The sequence below is a fragment of the Kribbella sp. CWNU-51 genome, from assembly GCF_054073265.1.
In genome coordinates this window covers 186,195-200,033 of record NZ_JBSXMZ010000003.1, presented here as the reverse complement: position 1 = coordinate 200,033, position 13,839 = coordinate 186,195, and the positions used below count along the sequence as shown (strand labels likewise).

The 13,839-nt window shown below is 69.1% G+C and carries 12 protein-coding genes; 5 read left to right on the top strand and 7 right to left on the bottom strand.

Features of this window, described 5'->3' with window-relative positions:
• Position 1: 1 nt before the first annotated feature.
• Complete coding sequence (locus ACXC9Q_RS02025) at positions 2–724, bottom strand: TetR/AcrR family transcriptional regulator (RefSeq protein ID WP_457054735.1); 723 nt, start codon at positions 722–724, stop codon at positions 2–4.
• A 115-nt stretch (positions 725–839) separates the two neighbouring features.
• Between ACXC9Q_RS02025 and ACXC9Q_RS02020 the strand changes: the two genes are divergently transcribed.
• Positions 840–3,023 (top strand): MMPL family transporter, encoded by a 2,184-nt coding sequence (locus ACXC9Q_RS02020; RefSeq protein WP_457054734.1) that lies wholly within the window; start codon positions 840–842, stop codon positions 3,021–3,023.
• Here ACXC9Q_RS02020 and pdxH read toward each other — a convergent pair.
• Genes pdxH through ACXC9Q_RS02005 form a run of 3 tightly spaced genes read right to left on the bottom strand, consistent with a single transcriptional unit; the run spans position 2,972 to position 6,116 of the window.
• On the bottom strand, positions 2,972–3,613 hold the full coding sequence (gene pdxH / locus ACXC9Q_RS02015) for a pyridoxamine 5'-phosphate oxidase (RefSeq protein ID WP_457054733.1): 642 nt from the start codon (positions 3,611–3,613) through the stop codon (positions 2,972–2,974). The two genes, ACXC9Q_RS02020 and pdxH, sit on opposite strands and share 52 nt — an antisense overlap.
• 9 nt (positions 3,614–3,622) lie before the next feature.
• Entirely contained in the window at positions 3,623–5,515 is a 1,893-nt protein-coding gene (locus ACXC9Q_RS02010; RefSeq protein WP_457054732.1) for a hypothetical protein, read from the bottom strand.
• 31 nt (positions 5,516–5,546) lie between these two features.
• Positions 5,547–6,116: a hypothetical protein gene (locus ACXC9Q_RS02005; protein WP_457054731.1), complete on the bottom strand. Its 570-nt coding sequence runs from the start codon at positions 6,114–6,116 to the stop codon at positions 5,547–5,549.
• Between the two features lie 162 nt (positions 6,117–6,278).
• On the opposite strand from ACXC9Q_RS02005, the gene ACXC9Q_RS02000 reads away from it, so the two are divergent.
• Positions 6,279–7,391 carry a citrate synthase 2 gene (locus tag ACXC9Q_RS02000; RefSeq protein WP_457054730.1) on the top strand — a complete coding sequence of 371 codons (1,113 nt, stop codon included), beginning with the start codon at positions 6,279–6,281 and terminating at the stop codon, positions 7,389–7,391.
• Positions 7,392–7,460: 69 nt separating this feature from the next.
• Positions 7,461–8,117, top strand: coding sequence for a DUF2293 domain-containing protein (locus ACXC9Q_RS01995; RefSeq protein WP_457054729.1), 657 nt, complete (start codon positions 7,461–7,463; stop codon positions 8,115–8,117).
• Here the strand turns inward: ACXC9Q_RS01995 and ACXC9Q_RS01990 are convergent, their stop codons facing one another.
• Positions 8,118–8,876, bottom strand: a complete 759-nt coding sequence (locus ACXC9Q_RS01990; protein ID WP_457054728.1) for a helix-turn-helix domain-containing protein — start codon at positions 8,874–8,876, stop codon at positions 8,118–8,120.
• 140 nt (positions 8,877–9,016) lie between these two features.
• Between ACXC9Q_RS01990 and ACXC9Q_RS01985 the strand changes: the two genes are divergently transcribed.
• Both ACXC9Q_RS01985 and serC read left to right on the top strand, forming a co-directional pair.
• Positions 9,017–9,880, top strand: a complete 864-nt coding sequence (locus ACXC9Q_RS01985; RefSeq protein ID WP_457054727.1) for a phytanoyl-CoA dioxygenase family protein — start codon at positions 9,017–9,019, stop codon at positions 9,878–9,880.
• A gap of 143 nt (positions 9,881–10,023) precedes the next feature.
• Positions 10,024–11,148, top strand: coding sequence for a phosphoserine transaminase (gene serC / locus ACXC9Q_RS01980; RefSeq protein ID WP_457054726.1), 1,125 nt, complete (start codon positions 10,024–10,026; stop codon positions 11,146–11,148).
• A 223-nt stretch (positions 11,149–11,371) separates the two neighbouring features.
• Here serC and ACXC9Q_RS01975 read toward each other — a convergent pair whose 3' ends face one another.
• Both ACXC9Q_RS01975 and ACXC9Q_RS01970 read right to left on the bottom strand, forming a co-directional pair.
• Positions 11,372–12,463, bottom strand: coding sequence for a hypothetical protein (locus ACXC9Q_RS01975; protein ID WP_457054725.1), 1,092 nt, complete (start codon positions 12,461–12,463; stop codon positions 11,372–11,374).
• On the bottom strand, positions 12,460–13,776 hold the full coding sequence (locus tag ACXC9Q_RS01970; RefSeq protein WP_457054724.1) for a class I SAM-dependent methyltransferase: 1,317 nt from the start codon (positions 13,774–13,776) through the stop codon (positions 12,460–12,462). The genes ACXC9Q_RS01975 and ACXC9Q_RS01970 overlap by 4 nt, the downstream gene beginning before the upstream one ends.
• Positions 13,777–13,839 lie beyond the last annotated feature (63 nt).

Below are 13,839 nucleotides of genomic sequence, written 5' to 3'. Positions count from 1 at the left end.
CCTACTGCTCAGGTAGCGGGCAGTCGAGACCCAGGGCCTGCCCGATCTCGAAGAGCTGAGCCTCGAAGTAGGCGGCGGCATCCGGCAGCACCCAGTCCAGCTGGCCGAAGACCTCCATGCAGATCAGGCCGTACAGCCTGGTCCAGTAGGTCAGCGACAGGTAGATCGCTCCGGGCGGCATGCCATGGAAGTGCTCCGACTCCTGTGTGAGCTGGGCGACCAGCGCCGGGCCGAGCGCCTCGTCGGGCGGGTACGGGAACGGCTTCCAGTGCCAGATCTGCGCCACCAGCTCCTTGAACACGGCACCGAACCGCATCGCCGCTTGCTGCCCGGGGGCGTCCGCGTGATCCTCGTCGTACGGGTTCGGCATCGCGGTGCCGAACAGCAGCGCGAACTCGGACGGATGCGCCAGCGCCCAGTCCCGAAACCCATTGGCCAGCAGATACAGCCGGGCGCCCAGATCGACGTCCTCGTCGGTGCTCTGTAACTCCACCAGAGCCGTCGTCAGCTCGTCGTACAGGTCGGCGATGAGCGCGCCGATGAGTGCCTCGTGGCTCGGGAAATACCGGTAGAGCGCCGGCGGGGTGAGGCCGAGCTCGCGGGCGACGGCGCGCAGGCCGACCGCGGCCGCGCCACCGCTGACCAGCAACCGGCGGGCGGCCGCCTTGATGTCCGCCAGCGTCGCTGCCCGCTGCCGGTCCCGCCGGCTCGCACCGAACTCCACCGAAAAACTCTCCTTGACATGGCCGTAGGGCAGGTGTCTAGAGTTAACACCGTTAACAGTTAACGCTGTTCACTCAGGCCCTGACCGCTCAAATCTACGCCCTGGGGAGAGATTCGTGTTCGAGACGCTCGGCCACTTCACGTATCGGCGCCGCCGTCTGGTGCTCGCCCTGACCGGAGTCTTCGTCGTCCTCGGGCTGGCCTGGGGCACCGGCGTGTTCGGCTCGCTGGCCAACGGCGGCTTCGACGCGCCGGACACCGAGGCCGCCCACGCGGTCGCCACGATCGAGCAGAACATCGGCCGCACCGGCACCGACGTGATCGTGCTGTACGACGGTGGCGCGAAGACGGTGGCCGATCCCGCCTTCCGGCAGTCGGTCGAGAGTCACCTGTCCGGGTTGCCGGTCGCCGACGTGACCGGCACCAAGACGTACTGGAACACCAAGTCCCCGGTGTTCATGTCCAAGGACCAGCACAGCACGTACGCCGTACTCACGCTGGCCGGAGCGGATCAGGAGGCCCGGCTGGCGACGTTCCACCGGATCGACGCCTTGCTCCGGACGGCGCCACCCGGGCTGGACGCCAAGGTCGGCGGGGAGATCGCGGTGTTCGACGAGGTGAACACGCAGACCGAGCACGACATCGTGCGGGCCGAGACGATCTCGACGCCGATCGTGCTGGTGCTGCTGGTGGTCGTCTTCGGCGGTCTGGTCGCGGCGTCGTTGCCGCTGTTCGTCGGCGCGCTCGCGATCCTGGGCGCGTTCGTGCTGCTGCGCGGGCTGTCGGCGGTCACCGACGTGTCGATCTTCTCGATCAACATCGTCACGATGATCGGGCTCGGGCTGGCGATCGACTACGCGCTGTTCATCATCACCCGGTTCCGCGAGGAGCTTGCCAAGGGCAATGATGTGGAGACGGCGCTGACGGCGACGATGGCGACGGCCGGGCGGACGGTCGCGTTCTCCGGAGTGACGGTCGGGGTCGCGATCAGCAGTCTGGTGCTGTTCCCGGTGATGTTCCTGCGCTCGATGGCGGACGGCGGTGCCGCCGCGGTCGTGGTCGCGATGATCGCGGCGTTGACGGCACTGCCCGCGCTGCTCGCCGTACTGGGGCATCGGGTGAACAACCTGCGGATCTTCAAGCAGCGGAGGGCTACCACCGAGCATGGTGCGTGGTATCGCCTTGCCCACAGTGTGATGCGGCGGCCGGTGCGGTATGTGCTCGTGCTCGTCCCGGTGCTGCTGGTGCTCGGGATTCCCTTCCTGTCGGCGCAACTGGGTGGCGTCGACCATCGAGCGCTGCCGTCCGGCGCGACCTCTCGAACGGTGACCGAGACACTGCAGCGCGACTTCGCCGGAGCCGGTGGGTCGGACATCTTCGTGGCCGTGCGGTTCTCGTCGCCGCCTGCCGATCCGGCTGCTTCGTTGTCGCCGTACCTGGAGTCGCTGCGGCAGATCGGCGAGGTCGACAACGTCCGGATCGGTGGCTATCAGAACGGTGTCGCCTCGGTCGTCGTGCACACGCACTACACCGGACAGGAGCTGCCGGCGCGAGCTGTCGTGCACAGCGTGCGGGCGGTCGCGCCGCCGGCCGGGACGCAGGCCGACGTCGGTGGTGAGACGGCAGCGGTGATCGATCTGCTCCATGTGCTGAAGGAGCGCGCGCCGTACATGGCCGGTTTCATCGTGCTGGTCACGTTCGTCCTGCTGTTCGTTGCCTTCGGCTCCTTCGTACTCCCGGCCAAGGCGCTGGTGATGAACGTACTGTCACTGTCGGCGGCGTTCGGGGCGATGGTGTGGATCTTCCAGGAGGGGCATCTGTCCGGGGTGCTCGGCTTCACCTCGGCCGGGTTCCTCGACGCGACCAATCCGGTGCTGCTGTTCGCCGTACTGTTCGGGCTCTCGATGGACTACGAGGTGTTCCTGCTCAGCCGGATCCGGGAGGAGTACGACCGGACCGGCGACAACACCCAGGCGGTGGCGCTCGGGCTGCAGCGGACCGGCGGGATCATCACCAGCGCCGCCTTGCTGCTGATCATCGTGGTGGCCGCGTTCTCGACGTCGGGCATCGTGTTCGTGAAGATGATCGGGGTCGGGCTGGTAATCGCGATCGCGCTGGACGCGAGCATCGTGCGGGCGCTGCTGGTGCCGGCGACGATGCGGCTGCTCGGACGGGTCAACTGGTGGGCGCCGAAGCCGCTGGTGCGGTGGTGGTCGCAGTACGGGTTCCGTGAGACCTCAGAGGCTCCTCAGGGTTGGAGCCTGAGCAACTCCCAGCCGGACGAGTTGGTCCGCCGGTAGGCCAGGCGGTCGTGCAGGCGGCCGGTGCGGCCCTGCCAGAACTCGAACGCCAGCGGCTCGACGAGATAGCCGCCCCAGAAGTACGGCGTCGCGATGTCCGTGCCCTCCGGCCACTGCCGCTCGTACGACGTGTACTGCAGGTCGAGCTCCTCGCGGGACTCGACCGGCTGGCTCTGCTGCGAGGCCCACGCGCCGAGCTGCGACCCGCGCGGGCGACTGGCGAAGTACTCGTCGACCTGGTCGGTGGGGAGCTTGGTGACGGTTCCTTCGATGCGGACCTGCCGCTCCATCGCGTGCCACGGGAAGACCAGCGCACAGTGTGGGTTCGCGGCCAGGTCGTCGGCCTTGCGGGACTGCTGGTTGGTGTAGAACACGAAACCGCGTTCGTCGACCCGCTTCAGCAGCACGGTCCGCGCCGACGGGCGCCCATCGGCGTCCGCGGTCGCGAGCACCATCGCGTTGGGCTCGGGCAGCCCGGCCTCGGTCGCCTGCGCCAGCCAGGTCTGGAACTGCACGACCGGATCGGCATCCACCTGACTCTCGAGCAGCTCCCCTAGCCCGTACGCCCGCCGCATCTCCGCAAGATCCACACCCTGAGCCTACTTACGTCCGAACCTGCTGCGGCGGTAGGCCCGCCACATTCTGGTGCGAGCCAACGCGCGGACCAGCGAGCTGCGGGTACGGCGTCGTACGGGCGGTTTCGGCACGGGTGTCTCGACTCGAACGATCGGTGGCGGGCCGGTCGGAAGATGGTGGTTGACCTCCGCGAGGTGGTCGTCGAAGGTGGCACGCCACAGAGCTTGGCGAAGGGTGGCTTCGGCGGCGGCTGAGCTTGCGCCGGCTACGGATGCGGCCCACAAGGTGTTGAGAGCGTGGGCGTCGAAGCCCTCGACGTCAGTGAGGAGCGCTTCGATGAGTTCGCTGTCGGCTGCCTCGGCGAGGGCGCGGACTCTGGCCGGGACGCGGCGCGGTGCGGCCGCGGTCGGCTTGAAGAAGGGGATGTCGGCCCACTCGGGGACGAGGCGGCGGACCAGCGCGCCGTGGAGCGCGTTGTCGACGCGGTGCGCCGGATCGAGCGCGAAGGCGGCCCGGACGAACGCCGGGATCAGCAGTGGCGACACGACTCCGCTCCGCTCCCCCGTCGTACCCCACCTGCGCAGCCGTTCGACGACGTAGAAGTAGTCGAGCATGGTCGCGTTCTGGATCCCGCCGTGCACCGCGGTCAGCAGGACCCGCTCGATCTGCTCGCCCACCGCTGCCCGGGCCGGTTCGCCGGGTCCCGCGGTCGGCGTCAGCCGGGTCTGCAGGCGGTTGCCGAAGGCATGCAGTTTCCGTTGCAGCGGGAGCTCGTCGAGCTGCAGTACGTCGGCTGGATAGAAGTGGCCGTGGGCAACTTCACCACCGGCTCCGCCGATCGCGAGGTGATCGACCGCGGTGAGGTTCTTCGGCGGCGCGTGGAACAGGTAGCTCGCGGGCCGGAGCCCCTCCGCGTACCGGTGCCAGCGCCGCGCGCGCTCCACCAGCTCGAGCGGCTGCGGCTTGACCGGCTGTGGCCGCACCGGCCCGCCCGGGGGCTTGCGGCTGACGACATGCTCGACCGTGCCAGGCAACGCCCGGACGAGCGACTCCGCCACCTCGACCTCACCCGGCACCGCGTCGTGGCTGTTCAGTTTGAGATCCACACCGGCGGCCAGGAACGCCGCAGCCACCACTCTGGAGTCGCGACCACCACTGAGGTCGACAGTAGGTCTGCCGGGCCACAGTCGTCCCACAGACCGCGCCACATCCTGCAGTGCCTCGGCGGTCTCCTCCACCGTGTCCGGACTGTCCGTCGACCACACACTCGTCGTTTCGATCCGGCTGACCGTCCGTTGCCGACGGCTGCCGTCCGCGACGATGTGTGTCGCCCCGGGCACCGCCAGCACACCGTCGTACGGCGTGCTGTCGTCCATGAACCAGCCGCACGCCGCAGCGAAGCTCCAGCCGCGTGGAGCCGCTGTGGCCGGCACACCGGCGAAGAGCAGGGCGGCGACGGGTCGGTTGCTCCACACCCAGCCGTCGGACAGCCGCAACTGGAAGAGACGGCCGACGCCGATGGAGTCGGTGAACAGCTCGAGCCGTTCCTCGGCCGGGTCCAGCACCGCCATGGTGAACGGTGGCGCCAATTCCAGGAAGCTGGCCGGAGTACGCCGTACCGCTTGAGCGAGCCGACCAGGAGCGTCGTACGGCGAGACGTCTCCGACGACGCGTTGATAGCCGAGTGGGGTGTGCAGGCTGGCGACGCGAAGGTCACCGGTGTCGTGCCAGGACGGCCAGAAGCAGTGGCCGTCGTACCGGTCCCAGACGTGCAGCCCGATCGTGCTGCCGTCGTACCCCTGGTGTTTGGCCTCGTGGTTCCACAGGTCGCCGTAGTACGCCTCAACGCGGGCGCGGCCCGCGGCAGCCCTCACCAGGCTGTCGTGAGCGAAGGTGTAGGCGATCAGCGTTTCCATGCAGAGCCTGATGCGGGCTCCGCGGAGAAAGTTATCGCGGCGGCTGCCCCGGGTACTGCTGCGGTTGCTGCTGTTGGCCCGGGTACGGCGGTTGTTGCTGCTGGCCCGGGTACCCACCCCACTGCTGCGGTGGTTGCTGACCGCGGTAGTCCTGCGGCTGTCCCGCCAGCTTCGTGGCCTTGCCGTCCGCGGCCCAGCGACCGATGCCGGCGACGAGCAGCACGACTCCGACGAACAGCATGGAGCTGTCCATCAGCAGGTACGGCGGAATACTGGAGCCGGGCACCTGGAAGAGCTTGAGCAGGTCGGACACCCGGTTGATCGGCGCCACCTGGACGAACAGCCCGGCCAGGGCCATCACGGCGCCGGCTCCGACCATCACACCGGCGCCGATCGTGCGGCCCGCCATCAGCAGGCCGAGCACGGTGGCGATGAGGAGCAACAGCACGAGCCATTGCAGACCGTGCCGGACGACGCTGTCGAACGTGACCTGGCGGGCGATCTGCAGCCGGGCGCCGGCGTACGACGCACCGACGACAGCGGCGTAACCGGCAATGATCCCGAGCACGAGCCCGAGGGCGGGATTGGGCTTGGCGGCCATGGCGTCGAGAGTAGACCCGCGACCGGTCCACGGTGCCGACGTGCCGAGCTGGTCACAGATCTGTCCGGAGGTTACCGGCGAGAACTATGCTGCCTGGGCGCCTAACGGTGCGCGCGGTCTCTGGTGGGCCGGGGTGCGCCGCCACGAGGACGAGGGAGTCGCATGTCAGATCCGAGGACCGAGGTGCAGCACGGGCTGGAAGGCGTGGTCGCGTTCGACACGCAGATCGCCGAGCCGGACAAGGAAGGTTCGGCGCTGCGCTACCGCGGCGTGGACATCGAGGACCTCGTCGGCCGGGTGCCGTTCGGTGCGGTCTGGGGCCTGCTGGTCGACGGTGCGTTCACCCCGGGCCTGCCGCCGGCAGAGCCGTTCCCGCTGCCGGTCCATACCGGCGACATCCGGGTCGACGTGCAGTCCGCGCTGGCCATGCTGGCTCCCGCCTGGGGTCTGCGGCCGCTCTATGACATCGACGACGTACAGGCTCGTGACGACCTGTCCCGCGCGGCGGTGATGGCGTTGTCGTACGTCGCCCAGGCGGCTCGTGGCATCGGGCACCCGATGGTGCCGCAACGCGAGGTGGACAAGGCGAAGACGATCACCGAGCGGTTCATGATCCGCTGGCGCGGTGAGCCGGATCCCAAGCATGTGCAGGCGGTGGACGCGTACTGGACGTCCGCGGCCGAGCACGGCATGAACGCGTCGACGTTCACCGCGCGTGTGATCGCATCGACCGGTGCGGACGTCGCTGCCGCGTTGTCCGGTGCGGTCGGTGCGATGTCCGGGCCGTTGCACGGTGGGGCGCCGGCGCGGGTGCTGACGATGATCGAGGGCGTGGAGCGCACTGGCGACGCCCGTGCGTACGTGAAGGGTCTGCTGGACGCGGGCGAGCGCCTGATGGGCTTCGGGCACCGCGTGTACCGGGCAGAGGACCCGCGCGCCCGAGTGCTTCGCCGTACGGCGCGGGAGCTGGCGGCACCGCGTTACGAGGTGGCGCAGGCGTTGGAGCAGGCTGCGCTGGCAGAGCTGCGCGAGCGGCGGCCGGACCGGGTGCTGGAGACCAATGTGGAGTTCTGGGCGGCGATCGTCCTGGATTTCGCCGAGGTGCCGCCGCCGATGTTCACGTCGATGTTCACGTGTGCCCGGACTGCCGGTTGGAGCGCGCACGTGCTGGAGCAGAAGCGCACCGGCCGCCTGATCCGTCCGTCGGCGATCTACTCCGGTCCCGCCAGTCGCCCAGCCACTTCCATCGAGGGCTGGAACCCGGACTGGGCGTGATCAGTTCCCCCTGCGTCCGAAGAAGTGTGGGTTATGGGCCACCATCCTTCGGACGTAAGGTCTTTGGTCGTGAAGCCGGACGACCTGCTGGTCATCTCGCCAGTGAAAGAGTTCACCTGCGCGGACTGTGGAACGACCGAGACAGATCTGATGCGTCTGGAGAACGACGCGCCGCACTGTCTCGGTTGTACGGATCTCGACCACCTCGTGTTCCTGCCGTCGGGCAACACCGCGCTGACCCGGCGCGCGCGGAAGGCGAGCACGCTGTCGGCGGTCGTGGTCCGGTGGAGCCGGGCGCGGAAGCGGTACGAGCGCCAAGGCGTCCTGGTTGAGCAAGCCGCACTGGAGCTCGCCGAGGAGCAGTGCCTCGCCGACGAGGACCTCCGGGCGCGGCAGCGCGAACGGTCGCGGGAGCGGCGTGCGATCGAGGACGTCGACTTCCAGCAACGGCTGGCCATCGAGATCCGGCGTCTGTTCCCCGCCTGCCCGGCGTCGCGCGCCACAGCGATCGCCCTGCACGCCGGGACCCGCAGCAGTGGACGGGTCGGCAGATCGGCGGCCGGCCGGGCCCTCGACGAGCACGCGGTCACGCTCGCGGTGGTTGCCTCCATTCGCCACGAGGACACGCCCTACGACAGGCTCCTGATGACCGGCGTCAGCCGGCAGGACGCCCGCGATCAGATCCGCTCGCAACTCGACGAGGTGCTGACTCGCTGGCGGTCCTAGTCACCGGTCCTGGCTTGGCGAGCGGCCGGTGCGTTGTTTGTACTGGCGGCTGAAGTACGGGACGTCGGTGTAGCCGAGGGCGGCGGCTGTCTGGGTGACCGTCATCCCTGAATCGGTCAGTAGCTGGTGAGCGCGGTCGATCCTGGACTGGATCAGGTACTGCGCGGGCGACATCCCGAGCTGTGCGACGAACCTCCGGGTGAACTGGGCCCTGGAGAGTGCGGCCCGGCGAGCCATCTCCGTGACGGTCCAGTCGTGGCTGGGATCCTGCCGGATCTGCCGCGCCACCTCGTCCACAGCTGTGTCGGTCGCGCTCCGGCCGGGGTTGTGGACCGCGTCCCAGATCACCCCGAGCAGGTGCTCCAGACACAGCTCCGCCTGCCGCCCGCCTAACCTGTCCTGCCGCCGGTACGACGCGTCGCAGGTGCGCGCGAGTACGCCGAGCAACTCGCGATCCATCACCTCGCCCCACCGCGGATCCTGAGCGACCCTCGGGTGGTCGACCTCGAAATGCATGCCGAACACCAGCAAGCGCCGGCGCGGATCATGGGTCGCCCGCGGGGCGTCGCCCGGCGCGAAGACCGCACAGACGCCGGGGCGCAACTCCTGGTGGTCGTCGTTGAGCTCCAGCCGGCCACGCCCGTCCAGCACGCACCACAAAAGATGGTCCGGGAGCGGACGCGACGTCCAGGACCAGCTCGGCTCGCAGCGCCAGAACGTCGGCGGTGACAGCAGGGTGATCCGCAAGGGCGCGTGCACTGCCGGGTGATGCGACAAAAGTTCAACACCTCGCGTGAATCGTCCGTGGTCGTCCAGCGGCGATCGGTCGGAGAATTGCTGTGTCAGGGACAGAGTAGGCGGTCCCTGTGTGAGTGGCGGATCGAGTGCGGGAGTTGTGGATGAGCGTTTCGTACAACATCGATGAGCAGACCGGTGCGGCGTACAAGGCGGAGTTCGACGAGACCGGGTACACGCTGGTGCGCGGACTGTGGAGTGAGGACGAGGTCGATCGGCTGCGGGACCACTACATGGAGGTGCGCCGCCGTGGGACGAACCCACACGACTTCGCCGGCCACACCGCGACCGACCGGGATCCGCTCAAGCGGTACCCGCGGATGGCACAGATGCACCGCTGGGACGACGCCTCGCTGCAGTGGATGATCGACCCGCGGATCGATCGGGTGATGACCGCGCTGCTCGGCAGGTCGCCGTACGCGGTGCAGACGATGATCTACTTCAAGCCACCGGGTTCGCGGGGGCAGGCGCTGCACCAGGACAACTTCTACCTGAAGGCCGACCCCGGCACCTGCGTCGCGGCGTGGATGGCGCTCGACCGGGTCGACCGCGCGAACGGCTGCCTAGAGGTCGTACCCGGCAGCCACCGCTGGCCGATCCTGTGCACCGAGAAGGCGGACACCACGGTCAGCTTCACCGACATCACCGTCCCGCTGCCTGAGGCGGACGCCGCCGTACCCATCGAGATGGAGCCGGGCGACGTCCTGTTCTTCCACGGCGCTCTGGTCCACGGCAGCGCTCCGAACGTCACCGCCGACCGCTTCCGCCGAGCCCTCATCGGCCATTACATCCAAGGCGAAGCCGAGAAGGTCGCCCAGTACTACCACCCGGCGCTGCGGATGGACGGGTCCGAGCTGACACTCGACGTCGCCGAGGGTGGCGGCGCGTGCGGCGAGTGGACCGACACCCCGGACGGCCCCGTCGCCCTCCTGACCGGCACCCAAACAATCACCCGCAAACACGAGTAGCCCCAATTCCCCTCCGCACCCCGGCCCCCGAGCGGCGTGGCTGGGATGAGACCCGGGGGTGGGGGTTGCGGGGGGTGTGGGAGGATGGGGTGCGCTGACAGCGTCGTCGGCTTTCTGAACGCAGACGACGAAGGGAAACGCTGGTGACCAGCGAGATTCTGATTCCTGCAGAGCTCAAGCCCGCTGACGGACGCTTCGGGGCCGGGCCGTCGAAGGTGCGGCCGGAGGCTGTGGCCGCGCTGGCGACCGAGGGCGCCAAGCTGCTCGGTACGTCGCACCGGCAGGCCCCGGTGAAGAACCTGGTGGCCCGGGTGCAGCAGGGTGTGTCCGACCTGTTCCAGCTGCCGGACGGGTACCAGGTGGTGCTCGGTAACGGCGGCTCGACCGCGTTCTGGGACATCGCGACGTTCGGGCTGATCCGGGAGAAGAGCCAGCACCTGAGCTTCGGTGAGTTCTCGTCGAAGTTCGCCAAGGCCGCCCAGCTCGCGCCGCATCTCGCCGACCCGACCATCGTGAAGTCCGAACCCGGCACGCGCCCGGTCGCGGTCGCCGAGGCCGGCGTCGACCTGTACGCGTGGCCGCACAACGAGACCTCCACCGGCGTGATGGCACCGGTCAAGCGGGTCGAGGGCGCCGACGAGGGCGCGCTGGTCGCGATCGACGCCACCTCGGGCGCCGGCGGCCTGCCGGTCGACATCAACGAGGTCGACGTCTACTACTTCGCGCCGCAGAAGTGCTTCGCCTCGGACGGCGGTCTGTGGATCGCGCTGATGAGCCCGGCCGCGCTGGCGCGGGTCGAGGAGATCACCGCGGCCGGCCGGTGGATCCCGGCGTTCCTGGACCTGGCCACGGCGATCGACAACTCGAGCAAGCACCAGACGTACAACACTCCGTCGCTGGCCACGCTGTTCCTGATGGCGGAGCAGACCGACTGGATCAACAACCAGGGCGGCCTGGAGTGGAGCGTCGCCCGGACGACCGACTCGAGCACCCGGCTCTACACCTGGGCCGAGAAGTCCGACTACGCGACGCCGTACGTCGAGGACCCGGACGCTCGCTCGCTCGTCATCGGCACCGTCGACCTGGACGACGTGATCGACGCCGCCGCGGTCGCGAAGACGCTGCGCGCCAACGGAATCGTCGACACCGAGCCCTACCGCAAACTCGGCCGCAACCAGCTGCGCGTCGCGATGTTCCCCGCGGTGGACCCCGACGACGTCGAAAAGCTCACCCAAGCCATCGACTTCGTCGTCGACCGTCTGAAGTAACCTGCCGCACCCTCGACAGCCGCCGACCCCAGCCCGGGGTCGGCGGCTGTTTGTCTCTCCATCACCTGCAGCTGCCGCAGCCATCGCTCGTCCGTGCAGGTAGCTCACAGCCGGTGCTTTGCAGGTTGCTTCCCACCTGACCGCGGCGGCCAGGCAATGCACCGTCTGTGAGCGGCTGTGGCTCAGCGCCGCGGACCAGGGTGGGTGGTGCGTGGTGCCGGGGTTAGGAGTGGGAGCGGCGGTGGGGGGTGCGGGGGGTTTGGCCGGTTAGGCGGGCGTTTTCGGCCATGCGGTCGAGGCGTTCGCGGCGGCCTGGGGGGAAGGTGACGATGGTGATGATGAGGGCGAAGAGGGCGGCGCCGATGAGGATCCAGCGGAGGTTGTGGTTCTTACCGGTGTCGCTGTTGGCGTCGGCGCTGCTGGCGGGCTTGGGGGTCGCGGAGGCCGCGGGGGGCGTGGCCGCGGCGGCTTTCGCGGGGACCTGGACCTGGTAGACGGCCGAGTTGGTGCCCTCGGTCCCGACGAGGACCGTGGTGTCGGTCGGGCCGACGGCGACGGTCTCGCCCTGGCCGAACGCGACCGGGGTGCGGGCGATCGCCGTGGGGGTGTCGCCCCACGCGACGGTGGCGACGTCGAGGGTCGTTCGCAGCACGACGCGCTGACCGTCCGGCAGGAACGTGCCGTCGGTGATCACGCCGGACGGGGCAGGGGCGAGCTTGGAGAGCTCGTTCGTGCCCTGGCGGGTCGGTGCCGGTGGCGCCGCGTAGATCGCGCCGGTGCCCTTCGTCGACTTCGTGACGATGTAGAGCTGGTTCGTCCCGGGCTCGACCAGCAGGGTCTCGGCGTCGTGCGGACCGTCAGGGTAGGTGAAGTCGAACCGGTGGTACTTGACGCTGTCGGAGTCCTTCAGCGAGGCCGGCTCCGGGATCGTGTAGATCTCGATCATGTCCCGGTTGACTTTGTTGTCGCCGATGTCCGCGATGTAGATCGTGCCGTCGCGGTCCACCCCGACCGCCTCGATGTCCTGCACCTGCGCCTTGAACCCGAGCTCCACCTTCAACCTGCCGGTGGTGTCGAGGCCGAACACCCGGACGCTGTCAGTCGTCGCGTTCGCCGTCCAGTAGAGGTCGTCGTAATTCTGGCTCTTCGCCAGCCCCGACGGGTCCTTGATCCGGTCGTCCTTGATCGTGAACAGCTTCTTCGGCGCGGTCGGGTCCGCGGTGGTGGTGGCCGACGCGGAGATGGGCAGGGCGGCGCCGGCGAGCGTGAAGAGGGCCGCGGCGGTCAGGGCGAGTACCGTCCGGAGCTGTCTCACGGCATCACCTCGGAGCCGGCTGCCTGTCCTGGTCCGGCCTCGCCCGCCGGCGGGAGCAGGAGCTGGGCCAGGCGCGGTGTGACCTGCCAGTCGGCGATCAAGGTCTGGAACTCGGACCGCACATCGTCGGTCGGCTTGGCACCGGTCCGGGCGGCGCGGAGCAGCAGGTTACGCGGGGTGTGCTGACTGTCCACGAACTGCACGACCTCCACTCGGTATCCGACCTGCCTCAGCACCGCCGCCCGCAGAGAATCCGTCAGGACGTCGGCGAACCGCTCACGAACGATGCCATATCTCGTCATCAGCGCATAAGGCGCCGGTGGTGAGACGCTCTTGAGCTGCTTTTGGATGTCGTGATGACAGCACGGAGCCGCGAGCACCAGCGGAGCCTCCCAGCCGACCGCCCGGGCCAGCGCGTCGTCGGTCGCCGTGTCGCACGCGTGCAGCGCCAGTACGACGTCCGGACGTACGTCGAGCTCCGCGGCCTGGATGGTCGCGTCGACGAAGCGCAGGTGATCCTGCCAGCCGAGCGCCTCGACCACCCGGGTGTTCCGCTTCCGGGCGGCCGGGTTGTGATCGATGCCGGTCATCCGGACGTCGTGCCCGGCCGCGGACAGCAGGTGATACGCGGCCAGGGTGAGGTAGGCGTTGCCGCAGCCGAGGTCGACCACCTGCAGCGGCCGGCCGGTCGTGATCCGGCCGGCCGAGACAGCCTCGTCCAAGGCAGGCGCGAGCAGCTTGCAGAACTCCTCGATCTGCTTGTACTTCGCCTGCCGCGACGGCTTCACCCGGCCCTGGTGGTCGCTGATGCCGAGCTCGATCAGGAAGGGCGCGGCCGGGTCGAGCACGCGCTGCTTCACCCGGTCGTGGCCGGTCTCCTGCTCGCGGCTGTCCTCCTGCCGGTGCAGCAGCTCCCTGCCCTTCTTCGTGTAGCGCAGCCGCAGTGTCTCGGTGGTCGTCTCGACATGCCACGTCCCGTACGGCAGGTCGAGCAGTTCGTCGACGGCCTTCTCGGCGTCTGACGCCGCGACGTTGCGGGTGTGGGCCTGGCGTTCGTCGTACTCGGTGATCTGCAGGTGGCGCTGCCCTTTCAGATCGACGTACCTGAGCTCGATCCGGAGATAGTGCGGTGCCTCCGCGCCGCGGCGACGGCCGGAGGCGAGCGCGCGGACGAGACCGGTCTGGTCCAGTAGCGCCGCCCGGATCACCTCCCACGCGCCGGGCTCCGGCTGTGACGCCGGGGCCGGATCGCCGGACGTGGCCCGCGGATCCAGGGCCGGGCCGCTGGGATCCGGGTGCACCTCTGCCTGCATCGCGCCATTGTCGCCGACCGCTCCGCCGGATCACAAAGAGGTCTCGCCCACAGCCGGTTGTGG